The organism is Streptomyces coerulescens (genome assembly GCF_042657965.1).
In the GTDB taxonomy this organism is placed as follows: Bacteria; Actinomycetota; Actinomycetes; order Streptomycetales; family Streptomycetaceae; genus Streptomyces; species Streptomyces coerulescens.
The window spans coordinates 258,661-280,836 of sequence record NZ_JBHSKM010000022.1; the positions used below are offsets into that span (position 1 = coordinate 258,661).

Genomic DNA, 22,176 nt, shown 5'->3' on the forward strand with positions numbered 1-22,176 from the left:
TGCCGCCCGGCTCACAGGGAGATGCCGCCGTCGATGGCGAACACCTGGCCGGTGATGTACGTGGCCCGCTCCGACACCAGGAAGGCCACCAGGTCGGCCACTTCCTCCGGACCGCCGAACCGGCCGAGCGCGATGCGTGTGCGCATGCTCTCGGCGGTGCTCTCGGACAACGGGGCGGTCATGTCGGTGGAGATGAAGCCCGGCGCCACCACATTGGCGCGGATGCCGTGCCGCCCCAGCTCCTTGGCGAGGGACTTGGTGAAGCCGATGATCCCGGCCTTGGTGGCGGCGTAGTTGGCCTGCCCCACGTTGCCGTGCAGACCACTGACGGACGACAGCGTGACGATGCTGCCCGCGCGGCGCTTCATCAGCCCGAAGGCGACGGCGCGGCAGACGTTGTAGGTTCCGTTGAGGTTGGTGTCGACGACCTCGCGCCAGTCGTCGTCGCCCATCATCAGCAGGGGCTTGTCGCGGATGACGCCGGCACAGCCGACGACGGTGCTGATCGGGCCGAGCTCCTTCTCGGTGGCGGCGACGAAGGCACGGACGGCTTCGGGGTCGGTGACGTCCGCCTGGACGGGCAGGACGCGGGCCCCGGTCTTGCCTGCCGCCTCCGCGGTCTCCTCGGCGGCGTCGCCGCGGCCCCGGTAGCAGAACGCCACGTCGTGGCCTGTCTCGGCGAGCCGCTGCACGACGGCGCGGCCTATGCCCCGTGATCCGCCGCTGACCAGGGCGACGAGACGGTCCGGTGCTGACATGGCGGGATCTCCTCGAAAGGGCTGCGGGACGGCGGGTCTCAGTGGCCGGTGCGGCCGGTGGCGAGCGGTGGTGCGACGGAGGCGAGCGGGCGCAGCGCGACGATGAAGTGGCCGATCTCGGCCACGGGTTCGCCGTCGCACCGGGTCTCGCCGGCCAGGATCGTGGTGTCCCCGACCGCCCGGACCACCTGCACCCGGTGCTCCAGCAGGTCCCCGGGGAGCACCTGACGACGGAAGGCGATCCGGTCGATGGCGCCGGCGAGTTCGACCTTCCCCGTGGTCACATCGGGGTTGGGGGTGTCCCAGACGGCGAGCAGCACCGCCGCCTGGGCCCAGGACTCCACGAGCAGCGGGCGTGGGTAGTGGAAGCGGGCGGGGCCGCCGTGGGCGGGGGCCCTGCGGTAGCAGGGTTCGCCCACGGTGACCGCCTTGAGCGCGGTCAGGGTGCGCCCCGGGTCGATCTGAGTGACGCGGTCGACCAGCAGGACGGGAAAGCGGTGCGGGATGATGCGGGTGATGGCGTCCGCGTCTGCGGCCCATGTGCTCATCCGGTCGCCCCGGTTCCCACCGCACGGTGCAGGAGCCGCAGTTCGGCGGCGCGTCCCCGGTCGGTGCTGATCAGCACGTCGCTGCGCAGCTCACCGGAGTCGTCGTCCATGGCGTAGTCGACGCGCAGGGTCAGCTCATCGCCGGGGAACACCGGCTCCCGGAAGCGGCAGCGCTCCACCGCGGCCAGCTCCAGGTCGCGGCCGAGGCGCCGCTGGTCGAGGAGGATGCTGCGGTCGGCGTACTCGATGAGGCAGACGCCGGGCAGCACGGGGAAGCCCGGATAGTGCCCGGGGAACACCTCGTGCGCGGGATCGACGGTGGCGTGTGCGGTCATCGTGCCCCCGTCGCGGGTGACCGACCGGGGATCCATGCCGAGCAGCGAGACGGGCAGGGGAACGGCCGGCGCGGTCATGAGGCGGCCCGCAGTTTGGCGTCGAGCAGCGCGTAGGTGTCGTCGAGGGTGGCGAGCTGTGTCAGCTCCTCCTCGGCCAGCTTCACGGGGAACTCCGCTTCGAGCCGTACGGTGATCTCCAGGGCCATCAGCGAGTCCACCCCGAGGTCGTCGACGAAGTGCGCCCGGTCGGAGATCTCGGAGACGTCCACGTCCAGGATCTCCGCGAGCAGGCCGCGCAGCCGCTCCTTGTCCAGGTCGGTGTGGGTCGCGGGGCCGGGGGCGGTACGGGTCTCTTCTGCCATGACGTTCCTTTCACTGCCGGTTCGGGTGGCGTACAGGACGAGGGCTGCCGGTCACCGCAGCCGCAGGACCAGACAGGCGGCGAGTCCGTCGTCGTCGACGGAGGTCACCACGGCGGCGGCGCCGGGCCGGGGGCGGTGTGCCGCGGCGGCGAGGACCGCGGCGAGCTGGGTCCCCGCCGAGGCCGCGGACGCGTCGCCGAGCAGTTCGCGCACGCCGATGTACTCGACGTCCGCGCCGTCGAGCACGTCGCCGAGCACGGCGGTCTCCACCGTCTCCACGTCGTCGGCCCGGCCTTGCTCTCCGAAGCCCATGGGGCAGGTGCCCGGGGGCGGTGTGAGGCGGCCCGAGGGCGCGGCGAAGGCGACTTCGTGGGGCGCTGTGCCGGCCGCTTCGAGCGCGCCGCGCACACAGCGCTCCAGGGCGGGCCGGACGCCTTGCGGACCGGCGGCGAAGCGGACGGCGAGGATGTCGGCGCGCGGGGTGCGGCCGGCGTCCTGGGCGGTGTCGGCGTCCTCCAGCAGGAACATGGCGCACGCCTCGGCCAGCGGCGTCCGGCGGCGCTCCGCGCCGCGCGTGTGCCAGGCGAGCCAGGCACGCTGTTCGGAGAACTCCTCGACGGCGCCGCACAGCACCGTCCGGCTGTAGCCGCGTTCGCGGAGCCGGGTGGCGTAGCGCAGGGCCTGGAGTCCGGTGAGGGGGCCGCCTGCCAGGGTGGCGTTGGGGCCCTTCAGGCCGTACCAGATGGCGCTCTGCCCGGCGGCGCGGTTCATCACGGTGTTGGGGAACAGCGCCGGATCGACGTAGAAGGGCTTGGCGCCGGTCAGCGCGTCGCGGGTGAAGTCCATCGTGCTCTGCACGCTGCCGGAGCCGGTGCCGAGGACGAGGCCGACGTGTTCCGGCTCGTCGAGGTGGCGGCGGCGGCCGTTCGGTTCCAGGAGGGTGCCGAGGGTGGCGACGGTGAGGCCGGTGAGCCGGTCCATGGTACGGGTGCCGCGGCTGCCGAGCAGCCCGGCGATGTCGAAGCCCGGCACCAGGCAGGCCTCGCCCGGCGCCTGCCAGACGTCCCGGTTGAGCCGGGGCACGACGGGGCGGCGCGCCGAGACGCCCTCGGCGAAGACTTCGGCGCCGATGCCGTACGGCGAGAGCACCGACCATTCGGAGATCACGGTGGTGGCGCCGGGTGCGGTGGCGCGGGCGGCGGTTTCGGGCACGGTGGTGGTCATCGGGTCGTCTCCCGTCGGCTCCAAGTGGCGCCGGCGGCGGCGAGTTCCGCGCCGTCCACGCCGATCGTGTTGCCCGTCAGCCACGACGACGGGGCGTTGGACAGCAGGACGACCGCCTCGGCGACGTCCTCGGGTGTGGTGAGCCGGCCGTGCGGATTGCCCGCCGCCGACTCGCCGACGAACTCCTCGTGTCCGGGGATGCGCAGCAACGAGGGGGTGATGGTCACGCCCGCGCGCAGGGCGTTGACCGCGACGCCGTGCGGGGCGAGTTCGCAGGCGAGCTGGCGGACATGGGACTCCAGGGCGGCCTTGGCCGCGGAGACCGCGCCGTAGCTCGGCAGGACCTGGCTGGTGCCGGCGCTGGTCATGGCGAAGATCCGGGTGCCCTCGGCGATCAGCCCCGCGGCCAGCAGGTCCTGGGTCCAGTAGACGAGGCTGTGGGCCATCACGTCGAGCGTCATCTCCAGCTGGGGGCGGGAGAGCGCCTGCTTGGTCTCGTCCGTGGGCAGGAACGGCACCAGACTGCCGAAGGCCAGGGAGTGCAGGACGGTCTGCAGCGGCGCACCGCCGGTGAGTTCGGCGAGGGCGGGCACCAGCCGGGTCCGCCCTCGGTCGGACGCCGCGTTGACGTTGAACAGGTGCGCCCGCACGCCCTGGGCGCGCAGGGTGCACTCCAGCTCCTTGGCCGCCTGGGCGCCCTCGGCACGGTCGAAGTGCACCCCGGCGACATGAGCGCCCTGTTCGGCGAGGGCGAGGGCGGTCGCCCGGCCGATGCCGCTCGACGCGCCGAGCACCAGGCACCAGCGGTCACGCAGTGGATTCCGCACGTAAGCCTCCTGACGGGGTCTGTCGAAGTTCTGCGGCGAGGACGTGCACGGCGGCGAGGTGCCCCGGGGCCGTCGCGGTGACGACGACCCGCTGCCCGCCGCCGGCGGTGAACGGCTGCGCCGCGCTCAGCAGGGGGGCGAGGCACCCGGCTCGCGCGGCCACCCGCCGGGCGGGAGCGCGCAGCAGTGCGGCGACGGCCCGGCCTCGGGCCGAGTCGTCGAGGACCGCGTGGACCGGTGCGGGCGGCTCGGACTGCACCGCGCTCAGCAGGTCGTCGACGGCGAGGCCGAGCGCTCCGTCGGGAGCGTTGACGTGCGGCGGTACGAAGGTGCCGGCGGCGCGCAGGGTGCCGCGCACGGGAGCGCCCCGGCGTTCGGCCGCGGCCCGCGGCTCCAGAACCAGTGCCACGGCGCCCTCTTCGGGGGGCGGCCCCGCCTTCGTTGCCGCGGCGGCCCGGTCCTCCACGGCGGCGACCACCACCAGGTCGGCACGGCCCAGGCTCAGTGCCCGGACGGCCGTCTGCAGCGCCTCGGCACCGGCGACACCGGAGGTGGTGAGGGTGCAGCTGAAGGCCTTGAAGGACTGTTCGGCGGCGAACCGTCCGGCGAGCACGTTGACGGCGAAGTAGGGGGCGAGCGCGGGACGCAGCCGCTCGGCGCCGGTGTCGACGACCGTACGGTCCATGTCCCGGAACAGCGGCGCGAGTCCGTTGTTGGTGCCGACGACGAGTCCGCGGCGCTGCGGGGGTACGCCCTCGGGCGTCGTGGCGGAGCGCAGGGCGCGCCGGCCCGCGGCGAGCAGGTAACGGGCGCCCTGCGGAAGGTACTTGTGGCCGCGCGGCCCGAGTTCGGCGTCGGCGTCGAACCAGGCGCCGGGCGGGTCGCCGGGTTCCGGGACGACGGCGGCCACGCCGGTGACCACGATGTCGTGACCGTGGTGCCGCGGTGTCAGCACGTCGCCGCCTCCCTTACCACCAGGGAGATGTTGTTGCCGCCGAAGGCGTAGGCGTTGATCAGCACGGCCGTGCCGGTGAGCGGGGTCTCGACGGCCGGCAGCGGCACGTCGCAGGAGGGATCCGGGGCCCCGACGGGCACGTTGGGCGGGACGCTGCCGTGTCCGACGATCAGGGTTGCGGCGACGGTGGCGAGTCCGGCGGCGGCCCCGCCGGTGTGCCCGAGGAGCGCCTTGAGGCTGTACAGCGGTGGTACGGCCGCCTCCGGCGCGAACACCTCACGCAGGGCGGCACTCTCGACCCGGTCGTTCAGCCGGGTGCCGGTGCCGTGCGGGATCACACAGCCGATGTCGCCGGGCGCGACGTCGGTGCGGTCCAGGGCGTCGCTCAGGGCGCGGACGATCTGTTCGCCGCTCTCCTCCGGTGCGGTGGGGTGGCCGGCGTCGCAGCTCCAGCCGGACTCGCCGACCTCGGCGAGCGGCCGGGCGCCGCGGGCCCGTGCGTGCGCCGCCGACTCCAGCACCACGATGCCCGCGCCTTCGCCGAAGACGGTGCCCGCCCGGTCGGCGGCGAACGGCCGGCAGCCCTGGGCGTCGACGGCGCCGAGCCGGTTGAAGTTGGCGAGCGCGATACGGGAGTAGGCGTCGGCGCCTCCGGTGACGACGACGTCGGCCTCGCCGCAGCGGATCATGTCCGCGGCGGTGGCGAGCGCGAAGCCGCTGGCCGCACAGGCGTTGCTGGCGCTGCTCGCGGGTCCGGTGACGCCGAGTTCGGTGGCGAGCCGCGAGGACACGTCGAAGTCGGGCCGCCATGAGTGGGTGGCGACCGGCTCGTCCGACGGGCCCGCGACGGCCGGTTCGTGGTCCCGTTCCCGGTCACCGATGGCGCCCATGCAGGTCCCGAGCACCACCGCGGCCCGCCCCGCGCGCAGTTCCCGCGGAGCCAGGCCGGCACCGGCCAGGGCCTCGTGCGCCGCGCGTACGGCGAAGGAGGCGGCGCGTCCGGGGCCGTCGCCCGCGTCCGTACCGAGGGCGGGCTCCGGCACCAGGTACATCAGGGGCAGCTCCATGCGCGCCCACGGGTCGGGCACCTTGTCGGGCTGCCTGGCCCCGGCACGGGCCATGGCGTCCCGCAGCGCGGGCACTCCGGTGCCGTGGCACGTCACGGCACCGACTCCGGTGACCAGAACGGGATCCATCAGCCGTGCTGCCCGTTGAGCCGCTGGATCATACGGTCGTCGAACTCCACCAGGCTCCAGTCCCGCCGGTTCTCGATCACCGCGTAGCCGTGGGTGATGCGTCCGGTCGCGGTGTGCACGGGGACGCCGTCGCGCAGGACGTAGCAGTCCATCCGGGCGGTGTAGATGAGCCGCTTGAACACGTCCTCGACGGTGAGGACGGTGTAGAGGTCCTCCTCCATGCGGGCCTCGGCGAGCATGACGACCGAGTTCTTCGGCACCACCGGGATCCAGTTCTGCTCGTCCAGCAGCCGTTTGATGGAGATGCCGCGGTCGGCGAGGAAGAGGTCGACGGCCTCCTCCATCAGGCGCAGGTAGCCGGACATCTGCAGCCGCTCGGTGAAGTGGCAGTAGAAGTACGGGATGCGCCACTTCCAGCCGTAGGCGTTGGCGTCCTGGGTCAGTGCGGCGAGCAGTGCGTCCCCGTCCGCGACGGTGGCCGGCGGGGTGGAGGCGACCGGTATCCGGACCAGTGAGGCGCGGTCGATCTCCTTGACGGTGTACGGCTCCAGCACCTGGGGCACGGGGGCGGCCCCGCCGCCGCGCGGGTCGTGCCGCAGCGCCACCCGGACCTTGGCGGAGACCGTCTTGAGCGGCGTCGCGGGCCCGTGCACGTCGAGCCCGACGGTCAGCGCGATCTCTCCGTCGACGGCCCGTCCCTCGGCGACGACCCGCGCGCTGACGATGTCGTCGATGTGCGTGGCGGACAGGATCGCGGCCTCGATGCTCACGATGTCGACGCACAGCCCGAAGTCCTCGTACAGCATCCCGGCGGCCCAGCCGCTGTGCCGCAGATGCTCGAGGACGGCCTCCTCGACGAGGTAGTTGACGTGCTTGAAGCCGATCCAGGTACAGATGTTGGAGCCCTCGTAGCGTGGCCGCAGGTGCACGGTCGTGGGGCGCTCCAGGGCGTCCACGGACTCCGGCAGCGAACGGGCGGTGAACACGGGTGCCTTGGTCACGTCATCTCCAGCGGGGCGTCGGCCGGCGGGGCGCCGGCGGAGCGGTCGGACGGGGCGGGCAGCGCGGCGAGGAAGTCGCCGAGCAGCCGGGTGAAGGACCGGGCCCGCTCGGCCATCGGGAAGTGCCCGCAGGACGGGAGCACGTCGAGCCGGGCCGTGGGCAGGGCGCGGGCCAGGTTCCGCGCGTCGGACTCGGGCGCGGCGCGGTCGTCCCGGCCGGTGACGATCAGGACGGGCAGCCGTATGCGGTGCAGCGGTAGCGCGGGGGTGCGCAGATAGGCCCCGAAGAAGTCCATCCAGCCGTACGGGCCGATGGTCTCCCGCACGCGCAGGGCCATGGCGTGCCGGACCGCCGGGTCGAGCCGGCCGCCCGCGGAGACGTGCAGTCCCTCTTCGAGGATCAGATGGAACTGGTTGAAGTAGTAGGAGATCGTCTCCCAGTCGAATTCCTGCGGGCGCGGCCGGTAGAAGGGGGACACGAGTACGGCTGCGGACAGCGACGACGCGTCCGGGGAGAGCAGGTGTTCCAGCAGGGCGTTGGCGGCGAACGAGTGGGCCACCACCACCTGGGCACGGGTGCCGCGTGCCACGTGCCCGACGAGCCGGGCGGGGTCGCCGGGCAGGCCGGGGCGCGCGGTGCCGTCGAAAGGCCAGTCGATGTCGGCCGCGGTCATCCGCACGCCCTCGGGTGCCTCGGCACGGCACCGGTCCCACAGACGTGTGCTGCCCGCGAGGCCGTGCAGCAGGGTCACCCGCAGTGCGCTCATGACGTGGCTCCTCCCAGCGGCCGCGGCACGCGGTGCAGTACGAGCGCGGCGGCGGCGTCGTCCTCGCCGGGACCGCCGGCGCGGGGCCCCTGTCCCGCGGCGGCGAGCATCGAGTCGCCTCCGGTGCGGGCGAGTTCGGCGGTGGCGGCCACGCACTGCAGCACTCCGAGCGCGCCCGAGCAGCGGCCGTGACGTGCGCTCAGGTCGTGGGCGGGGACACCGGCCGGGCGTGTGGTGTCCGGGGTCGCGGGTGACAGGGGGCGCTCCGGCAGCCACCACGCGTCGGGCGGGCTGCTCTCGCCCTGCCGCGCGCCGGCCAGAGCACGGGGCAGGTCACCCGAGCGTGCGTAGCGGCCGATGCGGGCGAGCGGGGTGCCGCCGCGGGCCCGGACGGCATCGGCGGCTTCGGCGACCAGGGCGACCGCTCCGTCGAGCAACGGCCCGGCGTCGCCGACCAGGTGCCGCACCGGCTCGTTGACCGGCTCGACGCCGATGACCAGGGCCCGCCGCAGCCGGCCGGCCGCGATCAGGGTGCGGGCCCAGTGCACGGCGTCGAGCCCGGAGGTGGGGCCGTTGCACAGGGTGACGTTGGCGCCGCGCAGACCGTGGGCGATGGCGACCCAGGAGGCGGTGACATTGCTGGCGGTGTTGGGCAGCAGCATCGGACTGGTCGCCTTGTACGTGCTGCGCCTGATGGTGGCCGAGGCGTCGCAGACGGTGTCGACGTTGCCCCAGTTGCTGCTGACCACCACGCCGAAGTCGTCGCCGTCCACGGTGAGTTCCCCGTCGCGGCCGAGCAGCCCGGCGTCGGCGAGGGCGTCCCGCGCGGCGCACAGGGCCAGTTTGGTGGCGCGGTCCTTGTACCGCAGGCCGGGTCCGCGCAGCGAGTCCACCGGATCCGTGCCGGGTTCACCGCCCGGCGGATCCAGCAGGGCGCCCGGTCCGGGCACTCCCGCGAGCGCGGTGCCCGACCCGCTGATCAACACCTCGGCGCGCACCGTCGCTTCCGCTGCCCCCATCTACGCCACCTTCTCCACGACGGCCACGGCGTTGAGGCCGCCGAAGCCGAAGGAGTCGATCTGGGCGAGGGAGAGTTCGGGGTCGACCACCGGCTCGGCGCCCAGCCGGAAGCCGGCCATCTCCTCGATCGGGTCGGCGAGGCCGAGCGTGGGCGGCACCCGGCCGGAGGCGAGGGACTGCACCGCGGTGATCAGGCTGTGCAGCCCGGAGGCACCGGCGGTGTGCCCGATCATCGACTTGATCGCGGTCATCCGCGGGGTGTCCTCCACGCCCGTGTAGACCTCGACGAGCGCCTGCGCCTCGGCGACGTCGTTGTGCGGGGTTCCCGTGCCGTGCAGCATGACGAGGTCGATGTCGGCGGGCTTCACCCCGGCCCTGGCATGGGCATCGCGCATGACCCGGCCGATGTTCTCCGCGTCGGGGGCGGAGGGGTGGTGGGCGTCGCAGTTGACGCCGACTCCCCTGACCCGGGCGTGCGGCCGGGTCCCGGGCGGCGCCGTGCGGTGCAGCACCACCGCGGCGGCGCCGTCGCCCTGGAGCATGCCGCGCCGGCCGCGGTCGAAGGGGCGTACCGCGTCGGGTGCCTTGTGGTAGACGCGGTCGAGCATGCCGTAGGTGCTCTCGGTGATGGTGTCGGCGCCGGCCACCACCACGGTGTCCGCCTCGCCGAGGTCGATCAGGTCGACGGCCATGCCCAGCGCGTACAGGGAGGCGGCGCAGGCGTTGGCGACGGTGTAGGTGCGGTCGGCGTCAAAGCGGCGGCGCAGTGCCGTGCCGAAATGGAGGTCGGCCGGGTCGAAGGCGGTGCCGTCGCACCAGTTCAGTTCGACGGAGCGCAGTTCACGCAGGGTGGTGCCGAGGACCACCGGTATGCCCGTCAGGTCCTCGGGCATACCGGCGTCGGCCAGCGCCTCGGCGACGGCGTCGAGGAGCCATCGGGTGGGCCGCATCGGGCGATCCGCACCGGGCGCGGGCCTGTCGTCGATCTCGTAGGCGTTGCGGGCCCGGAACCCGGCCGGGTCGAAGCCGCGCAGCGGCGCCAGTCCGGTGCGGCCGGCGCACAGCGCGTCGAAGGTGGCGACCCGGTCGGCGCCGACGCTGCAGTTCGCGCCCATGCCGGTGATCAGCGCGCTCATCGGGCCTCCCCCGCGAGCGCCGGTTCGGCCTCGGCGTACTTGCCGAGGATCAGTACGGCGTTGTTGCCGCCGAACGCGAGGGCGTTGTTCTGCACCACGCGCAGGTCCGCCTCGCGCGGCTCGTTGGGGACGCAGTCGAGCCCGCACTCGGGATCGGTCTCGACGTGGTTGATGGTCGGCGGGATGAAGCCCTCGGCGATGGCCAGGGCGCAGGCGGCGGAGGCCAGGGAGCTGGCCGCGCCCATGGTGTGCCCGATCATCGCCTTGATGGAGATGGTGCTGGGCGGCCGCTCGCCGAACACCTGGCGGATCGCGGCGGCCTCGGTGACGTCGTTGGCCCTGGTGCCGGTGCCGTGCGCCGAGATGAAGTCGATCTCCCCGGGCTTGACGCGGGCGTTGCCGTGGGCGAGTTCGATACATCGGGCGATGCTGTCGCGGTCGGGGGCGACCGGGTGGTGGGCATCGCAGTTGAGGCCGTAGCCGAGCACCTCGCAGTAGATCCGGGCGCCGCGGGCCAGCGCGGACTCCAGGGTCTCCAGCAACAGGACGCCCGCTCCCTCGCCGGTCAGGATGCCCTTGCGGTTCCGGTCGAACGGCTGGCAGGCCTCCGGGGCGATGGTGCCGAGCCGGTAGAAGCCGGTGAAGGTCTTGCGGCACATCGCGTCCGCGCCGCCGACCAGGGCGACGTCGACGTCGCCGCCGCACAGCGCGTCGAGCCCGTAGCCGATGGCGTAGTTGCCGGCCGCGCAGGCGGTGGCGAGGGTGGTGGCCTCGACGTCGGTCAGGCCCAGTTCGGCGACCACCGCGGAGGAGAGCCGGCCGGCGGAGGTGCGGCGGGCGACGGTCGTGTCGAGGTGCTCGGGCCCGTCGGCGAGCTCGGCGGCGACCAGCCGGTCCAGATCGGCCGACTCGCCGTCGGTGGTGCCGATGCACACCAGGGACCGGCGGGAGCGCAGTTCGGCGAGGTCCATTCCCGAGTCGCGTGCCGCCATGACGGCAGCCGCCGTGGAGAACTGCGCGGCACGGCCCAGGTTCTCGGCGGAGGTGTGGGTGATCCATTCATCGGGGTCGAATCCCGCCACCTCGCAGCCGTTGGCGTGGGCGAACCCCTCGGTGTCGAAGGCGGTGATGGGCCGCGCGCCGTTGCGCCCCTCGCGCAGCCCGGCGAGGAACTCCCCGACACCGATGCCGATGCTGGTCACCGTGCCAAGACCGGTGACCACCACCCGCCGCGGCCCCGGCCCGCCCTCGGGCGGCCTGTTCGTCGTCACGGTGCTCACCGCGCCGGAAGTGCCCGGTCCACCACCGACTCCACACCGTCGAGGTTGACCATGCGGCTGAGTTCGTCCTGTTCGATGGTGATGTCGAACTCGCGCTCAAGGGCGGCCAGGATCTCGATGGCCCGCAGCGAGTCGGCGTCGTGCTCCTCCTTGAACAGGCTGGTGTCGGTGAGTTCCGCGGGATCGATCTCCAGGATCCGGCAGACGATCTCCTTGATCTTTGCCTTGCGCGCCTCGCGGCTGGCGACGGTCTTGTCCGGCGTGGTCATCTGCTCTCCAGGGTCGGTGGGTGGGACGCGGAAGCGGCGTGAGCCGGTCACAGCCGGACGAGGACGTCCTTGACCAGCCACTCCATGGTTTCGACGATTTCTGCGGGACGCATGGACAGGTCCAGGACCATCAGCTGCACCCCGGCCCGGCGGTAGGCGTCGATCTCCTCCACGACCTGGTCCGCGGTGCCGGTGATGCTGACCCGGTCGGACATGAAGTCCATGACCTCGAAGGGCGGCACCAGCGCGCGACGCACGGTGGTCACCACGTCGGCGGGGTCACGGCCCGCTTCGGTGGTGAGCCGGTCGAGCTTGGCGCGGGCCGCCGTGATCTCGTCCGGGTACAGCTCGTGCGCGAGCCAGCCGTCGCCGAGCCTGGCCACCCGGCGCAGGGCCGCGTCGGTGTTGCCGCCCACGTACACGGGCGGCCCGGTCCTGCTGTGCGGCCGGGAGGCGAGCCACATGTCCTCGAAGTCGGTGAACCGGCCGTGGAAGGAGGTGGGATGACGGGAGGCCCACAGGGTGCGCATCACTTCGATGGCCTCGTCGGTGCGGGCACCTCGCTGGGTGCGCGGCACCCCGACGGTCTTGAACTCCTCGTCCATCCAGCCGATTCCGGCGCCGAGGACGGTACGGCCCAGGGAGAGCTGGTCGAGCGAGGCCAGTTCGGAGGCGAGGATGACGGGGTTGCGGTAGGGCAGCGCCATGACATGGGTGCCGATGCGCACGCGTTCGGTGACGCCGGCGACCACGCCCATCACGGCGATGGGTTCGAGCCAGGCCACGCCCCAGTTGTAGGCGTTGGCGGTCTTGGCACGGGGGTAGAGACACGTGCTCTGGCGGGTCCGCGGCAGGGCGACATGGCTGCTGACCCAGACGGAGTCGAACCCCATCCGGTCGGCGGCCGTCGCCACGTCGAGGAGGTAGCGGCGACGGCCCGGCGGACCGACGGTGGGCAGTGCGATACCGAACTTCACGGGGCATCTCCAGGGCGGTGGCGGCGCTGTCTGCTCAGGCGGGGCGCTCGAACCAGTGCTCGAACTTGGCGGCGTAGAGGGTGTTGCCGGAGAGCTTGACCTTGCCTCCGAGGAACGCCTGCATGCCGTTGAGCCGGCCGGTGAGCAGCTTGAGGAAGGTCGGCAGCCCCACCGTGGTGGTGAGCTTGGGGGACTCCGCGCGTCCCCGGCCGGTCCGGCAGCTGCCGCCCGCGATCTCGACGAAGTACTCGAAGACCCCGTCGGGTGTGTTGATCAGGTACTGGAAGGCCGCTTCCTGCCCCTTGGCCCGGTCGGCCCGGAACGCCTCGGGCATGTTCCCGAACACGTCGTCGAGCAGTCCGGCGATACCGCCGGTCTGCTGCCGGGCGAAGTCGAAGACCTCCTCCTCCTTGCGGCTCCCGGCCGCTTCCTTGATCTCTTCGAACCTGCGGGTGTCCAGGGGCATCGCACGCTCCTGTGTCGGTAGAGCCGGTGTCTCGGACGGCCTTCAGGCTGCCGGGCGGCCGCGGGCGGAGACAGGGCCGTCAGGCCGGTGGATCGGGCGCCGCCGGGAGCGGCCGGGCCGACGGGCCGAAGGCGCTGCCCGAGTGGGCACCTCCCCCAGGCCTTTCGGACTTCCGGCGGCGCGGCTTTGCTGTGCGGGGCACCGGCGTCCCGCCGGCCGCCCCGCACGCATGCGGAGGTCATATGTACGACGTGATAGTCGTCGGTGCCCGCTGCGCGGGATCGCCACTGGCGATGCTGCTGGCCCGCAAGGGGTACCGCGTGCTGGTCCTGGACCGTGCGACGTTCCCCAAGGACACCGTCTCGACGCACTACGTCCAGCCGAGCGGTCTGGCCCGGCTGCGGCGCTGGGGGCTCCTCGACCGGCTGACCGCGACCGGCTGCCCACCGATCACCGAGGCGGTGTGGTGGTTCGGCGAGGACCTGTCGGTCCGGGGGTTCGCTCCCCCGTACGACGGCGTCGGGATGGCGCTCGCACCGCGCCGCACCGTGCTCGACGCGCTGCTCGTGGCCGCGGCCCGGGAGGCGGGGGCCGAGGTGCGCGAGCGGTGCACCGTGCGCTCCCTGCTCCAGGACGACACCGGGCGCGTGACGGGGGTGCGGTACCAGTGCCGCGGCCAGGAGCACACCGCGCGCGCCGCGCTGGTGGTGGGCGCCGACGGCCGTAACTCCCTGGTGGCCCGGCAGACGGGCCCCGAGAAGTACCACGAGCGGCCGCCGCTGACGGTCGTCTACTACTCCTACTGGCGCGGTCTGTCACCGGAGCGCCGGCACCTCAACGAGGTGTACCTCATGGGGGACAAGCAGATCGGGGTGATCCCGACCCACGACGACGTCTGTCTCATCCAGGCGGCGCGCCCGCACTCGTTCTACTCCACCTACCGCAGCGACATCGAGGGCCACTACCACAAGGCCATCGCCGAGGCGGCGCCCGCGCTCGCACGCGAGATGGCCGACGGCGCGGAGCGTGTCGACCGGTTCCGCGGCACCGCCGACCTGGCCAACTTCTATCGCAAGCCGTACGGCCCCGGCTGGGCCCTGGTGGGCGACGCCGGCTACCACAAGGACCCGCTCACCGGGCAGGGCATCTCGGACGCCTGGCGGGACGCGGAGCTGCTCGCCGACGCCGTGGACCGGGTGTGGTCCGGCACCGAGGAGTGGGAGTCCGCGCTCGCGGGCTACGAGCGGACCCGCAACGCCGCCTCCGAGCTGATCTACGAGTTCACCTGCGAGGCGGCCGGCTTCGATCTGGACCCGATGACCCGGCAACTGGTCCGGGTCGTCGCCACGCACCAGGAGGACGCCGACCGATTCTTCGGGATGATCGCGGGATCGGTGCCCGCGGAGGAGTTCTTCGCCCCCGACAACCTGCTGGCGATGCTCGGGCGACTGCCCGCCGACGCCCTGGCGGAGCTGACCGGCACGAAGGGAATCTGATGACCTATCAGTCCAGGCAGGACACCGTGTCCGGCGAGGTGCCCCCGCTGGAGGACTTCGACCCGTACAACGACGCCTTCCGGGCCGACCCCTACCCGGAGTACGAGCGGATCAGGGCCCTGGGCGGGCCCGTGCACTGGGACTATCTGGACTCGTACGTGGTCAGCGCGCACGCGGACGCCACGGCGGTGCTCGCCGACTCCCGGATGCGTCTGCAGCCGCCCGATCCGGTGGCCGAGCTGCTGGCCACCGTGGTGCCGGAGTCGCTGCGGTCCATGAGCCGGACCCTGCTGTTCACCGACCCGCCCGACCACACCCGGCTGCGCAATCTGACCCGGCGCCCCTTCGCCTCGCCGCGCCTGGGCGGGGTCCTCGCCGACGCGCGCCGGCTGACCGACGGGATTCTCGCGGACGCGCTGCGCCGCGGACATCTGGAGGTCGTGGACGAACTGGCCTTCCCGGTGTCGCTCCAGGCCATCGGTGATCTGCTGGGCATCCCCCGGGCGGATCTGCCCAAGCTCCGCGACTGGGGACAGGCCATGTCGCCGGCCGCCGACATACCGGCCGCCCCCGCCTCGATCGACAGCGCGGTGGAGGCGTACGAGGCGTTCGACGACTACTTCGCCCATCTGGCCCGTGTGCGGGGCGAGAACCCGGGCGAGGACCTCTTCTCGTCCCTGCTGGAGGCGCATCGGCAGGGCGCGATGAGCCGCAGTGAGCTGCACGCCAACGCCGCCCTGGTGTTCATCTCCGGCCACGAGACGCTGGTCGCGTTCACCGCGAGCGCGTTTCTGTCCTTCCTGCGCAACCCCGCCCAGTTGGACCTGCTGCGCGAGCACCCGGATCTGGCGGCCGCGGCCACCGAGGAGGTCCTGCGCTACGAGAGTCCGCTGCAGCTGGCCACCGCGGGCGGCGGGCGCTGGACCGCCGAGGAGGTGGAGATCAGCGGCCGGATCCTGCCGGCGGGCGTGCGCGTCCTCACCTTCATCGGCGCCGCCAACCGGGACCCGGCGGTCTACGACAACCCGGACCGCTTCGACATCACCCGGCCCGGCGCCCGGCATCTCGCCCTCGGCCACGGCCTGCACTACTGCCTGGGTGCCGCGCTCGCCAAGCAGCAGGGCACCTTGCTCCTTGAGGCGCTGGCGCACTGGCCGGTCCGGCTGGCCTCGGACGTCGTCGACGCACCCGAGTGGCTTCCGCTGTTCATGCAACGCCGCCTGGCCCGGCTGCCGATGACCGTGCGCCCCGCCGGGTAGCGCTCCGCCGGATCCCGCACCGACCGGAGGGGAAGAACCGACCGGAGGGGAAGACCAGTCCTGGTCTTCCCCTCCGGCGCGTGGTGCTCGGTGCCTGCGCTCAGGCCTCGGCGGACACGCCGAACCGGGCGACGGCGGCGTAGTCCATGACGTCCCAGTGCTCGGCGATCAGGCCGTCCTCGATGCGCAGCAGGTCGGAGGTGTGCAGACGCACCTCGTCTCCCGAGGCGGCCTCGTGTCCGTGCCAGACGCAGAAGATGGCCACCAGGTCGTCCTGGGCGATCATCTGGGTGATGTCGCCGACCAGGTCGGGTGCGAGCTGGAACATCCCGGCGAAGAAGTCCTTCATGCCCTGCAGACCGCTTCCCGACCGCGCCGCGAACGGGTTGTGCTGGATGTAGTCCTGCCGGTAGTAGCCATCGGCCTTCTCCAGCAGGTGCTGGTGCATCAGCTCGTCCCACACCCGCTGCACCAGCCGCATGTTCTCCTGCTCGCCGGAGCCGGCGTTCCAGTCGGGCTCGCCGGTGGCCTGGGTGGTCTGGTCCGGCGGCGTCATTCCGAACTGGGAGAGGGCGGAGTAGTCGAACACGCTCCAGTGCTCGGCGATCCGGTCGTCGCGCAGCCGGTAGAGGTTGGCGGTCTGCTGGGACAGCTCCTGCTCGGTTCCGCCGATGGTTCCGCGCCAGCGGACGTACACCAGGACCCGGTCGTTCTGCTCCACCAGCTGCTCGATGGTGCAGCTGAGGTCGGGCACCAGGGTGAGCATGGTGGTGGCCCAGGTCTGCAGGCCCTCCACGCCGGGGGCCGCGCCCGGCTGGTGGTTGACGTAGTCGGGGGCGAAGAACTCCGGTGCGCGGTCGAAGGCGTGCTTGTTGTAGATCTCCTCGAAGAGCTGCCGGATCCGCCGTCCTGGCGTCTGGGTCATCGTGGTGTCTGCCTCTCTGCTGATCGTGGGTGCGGTACGACGAATGCGGCGGTCAGGCGTCCTGGGCGGCGAGGGCCGCGGCGCGCTCGATGAGGTCGGGCGTGAAGAAGACGTCCCAGGTGTAGCTGCCGGCGATGAGGCCGAAGAACCGGTCGATCTGGTCCTGGTCGTCCTGGATCACCCGCAGCACGTTCAGCAGCTCGGGCATCGGCTCCAGTTGGGCCGCCTGTAGGTTGAAGAAGTACTCGGGCATGGCGTCCTCGTCGCGCTGCTCGGCGAAGTCCGCGAGCGCCTGGTCGACCGGGCGTTCACCGCCGAGCGCGGGGTTGAGCAGCCCGGCGAGAAGGTCGGCGTGCCGCAGTGCGTCGCTGATGCCGAAGGCACCGACGGGGTCCTTGTGGAAGCCGGAGTCCCCGACCAGGGCCCAGCCCGGTCCGGAGGCCCGGCGGAAGAAGTTCGGCAGCCGGCCGGTGCCGGTGAACCGCGCCGCACGCTCCGACTCCCGTACGCGCTGGGCGAGTTCGGGTGCGGTGTCCTCCAGCGCCTTGAGGTAGGAGCTCTCGATGTCGCCGCGCACGCTGTCGAACATGGCGCGCGGCCACTGGATGCCGATCATGACGTTGTCGTCGTGCGTGGGGACCACGCCGATGGCGCGGCGGCCACGGACGTAGACCTCGTAGTCGGCCTTGAGGCCGTTCCAGTACGTGTAGTAGAGGCAGTTGAGGGTGGGGGCCTCCTCGTACCTGCGGGCGCCCGACTCCCGGGCCACCAGCGAGTCGATGCCGTCCGCGCCGATCACCACGGTGGCCTGCTCGGTGATCTCCCGGCCGTCCGCGCCCTTGATGCGTACACCGGTGACCCGGTCGCCGTCCCACACGAGCCCGGTGACGTTCGCGCGTTCGCGCATCTCGGCGCCCGCCTCGGTGGCGGCGTTCACCAGCAGGTGATCGAGTACGTAGCGGCGGGGACCGTAGGCGGTCCTGATGCCGTCGACGGCCGGTGCGCAACCGGTGATGCCGACGTCCTCGAGGGTCCAGCGGGCCACGTCGAGCGGCGGGCAGCCGGTGGCGACGAGGCGGTCGAGCAGGCCCCACCGGGCGAGCCGGGCGATGGCGGGCTGGTGCACGTAGTGGGTGGACATGGTGTCGCTGGGGAAGGTCGCCCGGTCGAGCAGGAGGACCCGGTGGCCGGCCCGCGCGAGCAGCATGGCCGAGGTCGCTCCGGCGACCCGGGCACCGACGACTATCGCGTCGTACATGGTGGTCTCTGCCTCCTCGGCATGGTGGCGGAGCGGGTCCGCCGTACGGTGGGTTGGGAGCGGCGCATCACCCGGCGTCGGTACCGAGGACGGTGGCGACCGGCCGCCGGGGGCTCGTGCCGGCGGCACGCCCCGGACGACCGATGCGGAAGGTGACGAGGGTCTGTCTGCCGGGGTCGCCGACCAGCTCCTCGAGCGCCTTGCCGAAGCGCGGCGGAAGGCCCAGTTCGCGTTCCCGGTCGGCGCGGACGGTCATCATGTTGAGGTGGCCGACGGCCAGTTGCCTGGCGGTGGCGAACAGGTGGATGCGCTGGAGCAGCCGTCCGCCGCGCATCCGTTGCGCCCTGTCGTCGGAGTCGGCCACGGTGATCATTCCGAAGGCGGCGGCCGTGGCCACGTGCACGGTGCGTGTGTTGCGCAGCCAGAACCGGTCGGCCGTGCGCCGCGAGGGCGCGGGCAGCCGCTTGCCCAGCGTGCTCATCAGGGGCGGCATGCCCTGGGTGTCCACGGTCATCCCGTCCCGGCTGCGTTCGATCTCACGGTCGGTGCCCCGGTACCAGTGGTGGCCGGCGAGCGACTGCCCCTCGTCGGCGATGACGGCCTCGGTGGCCTCGACGAGGAGCCGCGCGACCACCTCCCGGCCCTCGCCGTCGGCGAACCAGAGCAGGTCGGGACCGCCGGAGTCGTCACCGGCGAGCGCGGCGATCTCGTCGAGCAGTGGCCGCGGCAGCGACTGACGCAGGAACGGGCCACGGTTGGTGCGGCGGTGCGGTATGGCGTCGTACAGCTCGGACGGGACCCGCTCGCCGGGGGTGAGCCTGAGCGTCGCCGCGTGCTCGGGCCGGGCCGGGTCGGGCATCAGGCTCAGCTCCGGCCGGTGTCCGCGGGCCCGGGCGGCGAGCACCATGTTCTCCAGGGCGCAGCCGAGGCCCACGTAGAGTTCGCGGTCGAACGGGTCGAGTGCGCCCTGCCGCCGGTCGAGGTCGGCGTACACGTCGATCCGGGTGGAGTGGTCGCCGACGGTGAACCGCCACGGCTGGACGTTACGGGCGTTGGCCGCCAGGATGCCCGCCGCGATCACTCCGTCCGCGCCGTCCCGGCTCTCCCAGGTTCGCCAGGCGTCGAAAGCTGCTCCCCGCGGCGGCGGTGCCGCGTACGCGGCCATCGCGGTCCCGGGGTCGAGCGGTTCGGTTCCCATGGCTGGCTACCCTCGGGGCTGGGCGCACGCGGGGGGAGTGCCCTTTGGAGGGTGTATGCGAGGTGCCCGAACGACCACGGCGTCGGCGGCTGGTCGACCGCCGGGCGGTGACCGGATCCTCGGGCCCATGACGGAGACGACGACGGCTTCCACCGCGCGGAGCCCGGAAGAGCATCTGATCACCTTCTTCGACCCGGCGAACCGCCCCGACCCGTATCCCGTGCTGCATCTGATGCGTGCCGGGTCGCCCTTCTACGCGATGGACGGCGCGCTGCTGGTGCTGGGCCGGCACAAGGACGTGGAAACCGTGCTGCGCTCCCCGTTGGCCAGCGCCGACCGCGGCAACTCCAGGATTCTCAGTACGGACGCGGTCGAGTCGCGCAAGGAGGTCATGACCTTCCTCGACCCTCCCGACCACACCCGGCTGCGGGGCCTGGTCACCCAGGCGTTCACGCCGCGCATGGTGCAGAGCCTGGAGGGCCGGATCAAGGAGATCGTCGACGACCTGGTGGACCAGGTGGCCAGGGCCGGCTCGCCCGTCGACATCCCGAGCGTGTTCTCCTATCCCGTCCCGGTGCGGGTGATCTGCGAGATGCTCGGGGTCCCGGCGGAGGACCACAAGATCTTCGGCACCTGGTCGACGGTGCTGGGGCGGGCGCTCGACCCGCTGATGGCGGCGAACCGGACACCGGAGATCGACAAGGAGGACACCGAGACCCGGGCCGCGTTCTACCAGTACTTCCGCGACCTGATCGCGTCCGGCGGCGCCCGTGGTGAGGGTCTGCTGGCGCGTCTGGTGCAGGCGGAGGAGCAGGGCGACCGGCTCTCCGAGAAGGAGCTGCTCGCCACGCTGGCGCTGCTGGTGATGGCCGGGCACGAGACCACCGCCAACCTGATCTCGCACGGCATCCTGACCCTGCTGCGCCACCCCGACCAGCTGGCTCTGCTGCGGGAGGACCCCTCCCTCGCATTCCCGGCGGTGGAGGAGATCCTCCGGTTCGAGCCGTCGGTGCAGATCCTGCACCGGATGGCGAAGGAGCCGATCGAGCTGGACGATTTCGAGATTCCGGCCGGCATGGATGTGCTGCTGCTGGCCGCGGCCGCCAACCGCGACCCCGAGGTCTTCGACGACCCCGACCGCTTCGACATCACCCGCGCCTCCGGCCGGCGGCTGGACCATCTGTCGTTCTCCAGCGGGGTGCACCGCTGTCTGGGTGCGAACCTGGGCAAGCTGGAGGCGGCCCTCGCGCTGCAGGCGTTCTTCTCCCGGGTGGAGGACCCGCAGGTGGTGACGGAGTCCCTGGAGTACCGCCCGCATGTGATTCTGCGGGGTCCCGAGCGGATGCGGGTGTCGTTCTCGGGAGTCCGGTAGGGCGCTCGGTCACCCTCCGCGGGCGGAATTCCTCGCGCCGGCCGCCGCGGCGGCCGGCGTCAGTGGACGTGCCCGCGCAGCTCCACCGAGTGCGCCTTCGCGGCCTCTGATCCCTCGTTCAGCGACTCCACCAGCCGGCTGAAGCCGGGGCACTCGGTGAAGTCGTGCGCACGGCAGCTCATCGCGTGCTCGATCAGCGTGCGCGACGCCTCGATCTCGCGGATGCGCCGCTCCAGGTCCTCGTAGTGGGCGTGCAGCAGGGCCTGGCGGGTTTCGACGTTCCCCGCGTCGAGGACGTCGCGGAGCTGTTCGAGGCTGAAGCCGGCGGCCTTGCCCCGAACGATCATGGCGACGCGGGCGATATGGCGCTTGGTGTACCGGCGCCTGCCGTTCACCCGCTCCGCGGGGGACAGCAGCCCGCTCGACTCCCAGTGCCTGAGGACGTGGGTGCGCAGATCGAACCGTTCGGCGAGTTCGCCGATGGTCATCGTCGGCTCCGCATCACTTGACTTCATGTTGACATTAACTTGCAGAGTTGGGTCCAGGTCAAGCCGATCAGTCACGTCACACGACATGGGAGCGGACACACGACATGGACATGAAGGACGTCATCATCATCGGCGGAGGCCCTGCCGGGATGTCGGCAGCATTGACCCTGGGCCGGACCCATCACACGGTGCTGCTGGCCGACAACGACGACGGACGCAACGCGCCGGCCGAAGCGATGCACAACTTCCTGACCCACGAAGGCACTTCGCCGGCCGCCCTGCGTGAACTGGGCCGGGAGAACCTGGCCGCCTACCCGCATGTGGAAGTGCGCCCCGTGGCCGTGGACTCGGTGCGCCGGCTGACCGCCGAGCACTTCGAGGTGACCTTCGCCGACGGCTCGATGGCGGAGTCCCGCCGGCTGCTGCTCGCCACCGGGCTGCGCGACGAGATGCCCCCCGTGCCCGGCGCCACCGAACTGTGGGGCAAGTCGGCCTTCCACTGCCCGTACTGCCATGGATACGAGGTCACGGGCAAGAACGTCGCGGTGCTCGGCGCCGGCCCCGACCGGGTCAGGCTCGCCCTCCAACTGAGCCGGTTCACCGGGGACATGGTGCTGTGCACGGGCGGCGAACCGCTGGAGCCGATGCTGCAGAACGTGCTGGAGTCCAATGACGTCACCATACGGACGGAGCCGTTGACCGCGCTGGTGGGCGAGGCGGGACGACTGCGCCACATCGCCTTCGAGGGCGGCACGACGCTGGAGCGGGACGCCGTCTTCATCAAGACCGTGCTGCATCAGCGCGCCCCCTTCGCCGAACTCCTGGGCTGCGCCACGTTCCCCGACGCCAGCGTCGAGGTGAACGAGTTCGCGCAGACGAACGTGCCCGGCGTCTACGCGGCCGGCGACATGGCGCGCCGCGCCACGGTGCCCGCGCCCATGGCCGCGGTGATCGCGGCGGCCGCCAGCGGCACGGTGGCCGGGGCGATACTCGACCAGGACCTGCTCAGCGCCGAGTTCAAGCTGCCCAACCCGTTCGCGTCCGGGAGGGCGTGAGAGC

At 72.3% G+C, this 22,176-nt stretch carries 24 protein-coding genes; 4 read left to right on the forward strand and 20 right to left on the reverse strand.

Annotation, left to right across the window (positions count from 1 at the left end; all coding sequences use genetic code 11):
• Nucleotides 1–11: 11 nt before the first annotated feature.
• Genes fabG through ACFPQ9_RS28670 form a run of 16 tightly spaced genes read right to left on the reverse strand, consistent with a single transcriptional unit; the run spans nt 12 to nt 13,121 of the window.
• Nucleotides 12–758, reverse strand: coding sequence for a 3-oxoacyl-[acyl-carrier-protein] reductase (gene fabG / locus ACFPQ9_RS28595; protein WP_380859363.1), 747 nt, complete (start codon nt 756–758; stop codon nt 12–14).
• Nucleotides 759–796: 38 nt separating this feature from the next.
• A complete protein-coding gene (locus ACFPQ9_RS28600; RefSeq protein WP_380859366.1) occupies nt 797–1,306 on the reverse strand; it encodes a 3-hydroxyacyl-ACP dehydratase FabZ family protein in 510 nt (169 codons plus the stop codon).
• Complete coding sequence (locus ACFPQ9_RS28605; protein ID WP_380859369.1) at nt 1,303–1,719, reverse strand: 3-hydroxyacyl-ACP dehydratase FabZ family protein; 417 nt, start codon at nt 1,717–1,719, stop codon at nt 1,303–1,305. The genes ACFPQ9_RS28600 and ACFPQ9_RS28605 overlap by 4 nt, the downstream gene beginning before the upstream one ends.
• The gene (locus ACFPQ9_RS28610) at nt 1,716–2,003 is read right to left on the reverse strand and encodes an acyl carrier protein (RefSeq protein ID WP_380859372.1); all 288 of its coding nucleotides are present in this window, start codon (nt 2,001–2,003) and stop codon (nt 1,716–1,718) included. Before ACFPQ9_RS28610 ends, ACFPQ9_RS28605 begins: the two co-directional genes overlap by 4 nt.
• 51 nt (nt 2,004–2,054) lie before the next feature.
• The gene (locus ACFPQ9_RS28615; RefSeq protein ID WP_380859375.1) at nt 2,055–3,227 is read right to left on the reverse strand and encodes a beta-ketoacyl synthase N-terminal-like domain-containing protein; all 1,173 of its coding nucleotides are present in this window, start codon (nt 3,225–3,227) and stop codon (nt 2,055–2,057) included.
• Entirely contained in the window at nt 3,224–4,054 is an 831-nt protein-coding gene (locus ACFPQ9_RS28620) for an SDR family oxidoreductase (protein ID WP_380859378.1), read from the reverse strand. Before ACFPQ9_RS28620 ends, ACFPQ9_RS28615 begins: the two co-directional genes overlap by 4 nt.
• Entirely contained in the window at nt 4,035–5,009 is a 975-nt protein-coding gene (locus ACFPQ9_RS28625; protein WP_380859381.1) for a beta-ketoacyl synthase N-terminal-like domain-containing protein, read from the reverse strand. Before ACFPQ9_RS28625 ends, ACFPQ9_RS28620 begins: the two co-directional genes overlap by 20 nt.
• Nucleotides 5,003–6,205: a beta-ketoacyl synthase N-terminal-like domain-containing protein gene (locus ACFPQ9_RS28630; RefSeq protein ID WP_380859384.1), complete on the reverse strand. Its 1,203-nt coding sequence runs from the start codon at nt 6,203–6,205 to the stop codon at nt 5,003–5,005. The genes ACFPQ9_RS28625 and ACFPQ9_RS28630 overlap by 7 nt, the downstream gene beginning before the upstream one ends.
• The gene (locus tag ACFPQ9_RS28635) at nt 6,205–7,206 is read right to left on the reverse strand and encodes an acyl-CoA thioesterase family protein (RefSeq protein ID WP_380859387.1); all 1,002 of its coding nucleotides are present in this window, start codon (nt 7,204–7,206) and stop codon (nt 6,205–6,207) included. The genes ACFPQ9_RS28630 and ACFPQ9_RS28635 overlap by 1 nt, the downstream gene beginning before the upstream one ends.
• The gene (locus ACFPQ9_RS28640) at nt 7,203–7,973 is read right to left on the reverse strand and encodes an alpha/beta fold hydrolase (RefSeq protein ID WP_380859390.1); all 771 of its coding nucleotides are present in this window, start codon (nt 7,971–7,973) and stop codon (nt 7,203–7,205) included. Before ACFPQ9_RS28640 ends, ACFPQ9_RS28635 begins: the two co-directional genes overlap by 4 nt.
• Nucleotides 7,970–8,992 (reverse strand): beta-ketoacyl synthase N-terminal-like domain-containing protein, encoded by a 1,023-nt coding sequence (locus ACFPQ9_RS28645; RefSeq protein WP_380859393.1) that lies wholly within the window; start codon nt 8,990–8,992, stop codon nt 7,970–7,972. Before ACFPQ9_RS28645 ends, ACFPQ9_RS28640 begins: the two co-directional genes overlap by 4 nt.
• Nucleotides 8,993–10,129 (reverse strand): beta-ketoacyl-[acyl-carrier-protein] synthase family protein, encoded by a 1,137-nt coding sequence (locus ACFPQ9_RS28650; protein WP_380859396.1) that lies wholly within the window; start codon nt 10,127–10,129, stop codon nt 8,993–8,995. It lies immediately after the preceding gene.
• Nucleotides 10,126–11,400, reverse strand: a complete 1,275-nt coding sequence (locus ACFPQ9_RS28655; protein WP_380859399.1) for a beta-ketoacyl-[acyl-carrier-protein] synthase family protein — start codon at nt 11,398–11,400, stop codon at nt 10,126–10,128. The genes ACFPQ9_RS28650 and ACFPQ9_RS28655 overlap by 4 nt, the downstream gene beginning before the upstream one ends.
• Before the next feature lie 5 nt (nt 11,401–11,405).
• Nucleotides 11,406–11,678, reverse strand: a complete 273-nt coding sequence (locus ACFPQ9_RS28660) for an acyl carrier protein (protein WP_380859402.1) — start codon at nt 11,676–11,678, stop codon at nt 11,406–11,408.
• A gap of 47 nt (nt 11,679–11,725) precedes the next feature.
• Nucleotides 11,726–12,655, reverse strand: a complete 930-nt coding sequence (locus tag ACFPQ9_RS28665; RefSeq protein ID WP_380859405.1) for an LLM class F420-dependent oxidoreductase — start codon at nt 12,653–12,655, stop codon at nt 11,726–11,728.
• A 34-nt stretch (nt 12,656–12,689) separates the two neighbouring features.
• Nucleotides 12,690–13,121, reverse strand: coding sequence for an SCP2 sterol-binding domain-containing protein (locus ACFPQ9_RS28670; RefSeq protein ID WP_380859408.1), 432 nt, complete (start codon nt 13,119–13,121; stop codon nt 12,690–12,692).
• Between the two features lie 242 nt (nt 13,122–13,363).
• Between ACFPQ9_RS28670 and ACFPQ9_RS28675 the strand changes: the two genes are divergently transcribed.
• The gene (locus ACFPQ9_RS28675) at nt 13,364–14,617 is read left to right on the forward strand and encodes an NAD(P)/FAD-dependent oxidoreductase (RefSeq protein WP_380859411.1); all 1,254 of its coding nucleotides are present in this window, start codon (nt 13,364–13,366) and stop codon (nt 14,615–14,617) included.
• Nucleotides 14,617–15,876 (forward strand): cytochrome P450, encoded by a 1,260-nt coding sequence (locus tag ACFPQ9_RS28680; protein WP_380859414.1) that lies wholly within the window; start codon nt 14,617–14,619, stop codon nt 15,874–15,876. Before ACFPQ9_RS28675 ends, ACFPQ9_RS28680 begins: the two co-directional genes overlap by 1 nt.
• Before the next feature lie 100 nt (nt 15,877–15,976).
• On the opposite strand, the gene ACFPQ9_RS28685 is transcribed toward ACFPQ9_RS28680, so the two are convergent.
• The 3 genes from ACFPQ9_RS28685 to ACFPQ9_RS28695 all read right to left on the reverse strand — a co-directional run bounded on the left by ACFPQ9_RS28685 (nt 15,977) and on the right by ACFPQ9_RS28695 (nt 19,257).
• On the reverse strand, nt 15,977–16,801 hold the full coding sequence (locus tag ACFPQ9_RS28685) for an ester cyclase (protein ID WP_380859417.1): 825 nt from the start codon (nt 16,799–16,801) through the stop codon (nt 15,977–15,979).
• Between the two features lie 52 nt (nt 16,802–16,853).
• Nucleotides 16,854–18,059, reverse strand: coding sequence for an NAD(P)/FAD-dependent oxidoreductase (locus tag ACFPQ9_RS28690; protein WP_380859420.1), 1,206 nt, complete (start codon nt 18,057–18,059; stop codon nt 16,854–16,856).
• Nucleotides 18,060–18,126: 67 nt separating this feature from the next.
• Complete coding sequence (locus tag ACFPQ9_RS28695) at nt 18,127–19,257, reverse strand: nitroreductase family protein (RefSeq protein ID WP_380859423.1); 1,131 nt, start codon at nt 19,255–19,257, stop codon at nt 18,127–18,129.
• Nucleotides 19,258–19,384: 127 nt separating this feature from the next.
• On the opposite strand from ACFPQ9_RS28695, the gene ACFPQ9_RS28700 reads away from it, so the two are divergent.
• Nucleotides 19,385–20,629 carry a cytochrome P450 gene (locus ACFPQ9_RS28700; RefSeq protein ID WP_380859426.1) on the forward strand — a complete coding sequence of 415 codons (1,245 nt, stop codon included), beginning with the start codon at nt 19,385–19,387 and terminating at the stop codon, nt 20,627–20,629.
• Between the two features lie 59 nt (nt 20,630–20,688).
• On the opposite strand, the gene ACFPQ9_RS28705 is transcribed toward ACFPQ9_RS28700, so the two are convergent.
• Entirely contained in the window at nt 20,689–21,144 is a 456-nt protein-coding gene (locus ACFPQ9_RS28705; protein WP_380859429.1) for a helix-turn-helix domain-containing protein, read from the reverse strand.
• Between the two features lie 83 nt (nt 21,145–21,227).
• On the opposite strand from ACFPQ9_RS28705, the gene ACFPQ9_RS28710 reads away from it, so the two are divergent.
• A complete protein-coding gene (locus ACFPQ9_RS28710) occupies nt 21,228–22,172 on the forward strand; it encodes an NAD(P)/FAD-dependent oxidoreductase (RefSeq protein ID WP_380859432.1) in 945 nt (314 codons plus the stop codon).
• The last annotated feature ends 4 nt before the right edge of the window (nt 22,173–22,176 follow it).

Excerpts from the sequence above, each read along its gene's own strand:
- ACFPQ9_RS28645 (WP_380859393.1), bottom strand. The coding sequence starts at position 8,992 with ATGGGGGCAGCGGAAGCGACGGTGCGCGCCGAGGTGTTGATCAGCGGG.
- ACFPQ9_RS28710 (WP_380859432.1), top strand. The coding sequence starts at position 21,228 with ATGAAGGACGTCATCATCATCGGCGGAGGCCCTGCCGGGATGTCGGCA.
- ACFPQ9_RS28660 (WP_380859402.1), bottom strand. The coding sequence starts at position 11,678 with ATGACCACGCCGGACAAGACCGTCGCCAGCCGCGAGGCGCGCAAGGCA.
- ACFPQ9_RS28650 (WP_380859396.1), bottom strand. The coding sequence starts at position 10,129 with ATGAGCGCGCTGATCACCGGCATGGGCGCGAACTGCAGCGTCGGCGCC.
- ACFPQ9_RS28705 (WP_380859429.1), bottom strand. The coding sequence starts at position 21,144 with ATGAAGTCAAGTGATGCGGAGCCGACGATGACCATCGGCGAACTCGCC.
- ACFPQ9_RS28630 (WP_380859384.1), bottom strand. The coding sequence starts at position 6,205 with ATGGATCCCGTTCTGGTCACCGGAGTCGGTGCCGTGACGTGCCACGGC.
- ACFPQ9_RS28685 (WP_380859417.1), bottom strand. The coding sequence starts at position 16,801 with ATGACCCAGACGCCAGGACGGCGGATCCGGCAGCTCTTCGAGGAGATC.
- ACFPQ9_RS28680 (WP_380859414.1), top strand. The coding sequence starts at position 14,617 with ATGACCTATCAGTCCAGGCAGGACACCGTGTCCGGCGAGGTGCCCCCG.
- ACFPQ9_RS28690 (WP_380859420.1), bottom strand. The coding sequence starts at position 18,059 with ATGTACGACGCGATAGTCGTCGGTGCCCGGGTCGCCGGAGCGACCTCG.
- ACFPQ9_RS28700 (WP_380859426.1), top strand. The coding sequence starts at position 19,385 with ATGACGGAGACGACGACGGCTTCCACCGCGCGGAGCCCGGAAGAGCAT.
- ACFPQ9_RS28640 (WP_380859390.1), bottom strand. The coding sequence starts at position 7,973 with ATGAGCGCACTGCGGGTGACCCTGCTGCACGGCCTCGCGGGCAGCACA.
- ACFPQ9_RS28615 (WP_380859375.1), bottom strand. The coding sequence starts at position 3,227 with ATGACCACCACCGTGCCCGAAACCGCCGCCCGCGCCACCGCACCCGGC.
- ACFPQ9_RS28605 (WP_380859369.1), bottom strand. The coding sequence starts at position 1,719 with ATGACCGCGCCGGCCGTTCCCCTGCCCGTCTCGCTGCTCGGCATGGAT.
- ACFPQ9_RS28695 (WP_380859423.1), bottom strand. The coding sequence starts at position 19,257 with ATGGGAACCGAACCGCTCGACCCCGGGACCGCGATGGCCGCGTACGCG.
- ACFPQ9_RS28600 (WP_380859366.1), bottom strand. The coding sequence starts at position 1,306 with ATGAGCACATGGGCCGCAGACGCGGACGCCATCACCCGCATCATCCCG.
- ACFPQ9_RS28670 (WP_380859408.1), bottom strand. The coding sequence starts at position 13,121 with ATGCCCCTGGACACCCGCAGGTTCGAAGAGATCAAGGAAGCGGCCGGG.
- fabG (WP_380859363.1), bottom strand. The coding sequence starts at position 758 with ATGTCAGCACCGGACCGTCTCGTCGCCCTGGTCAGCGGCGGATCACGG.
- ACFPQ9_RS28675 (WP_380859411.1), top strand. The coding sequence starts at position 13,364 with ATGTACGACGTGATAGTCGTCGGTGCCCGCTGCGCGGGATCGCCACTG.
- ACFPQ9_RS28610 (WP_380859372.1), bottom strand. The coding sequence starts at position 2,003 with ATGGCAGAAGAGACCCGTACCGCCCCCGGCCCCGCGACCCACACCGAC.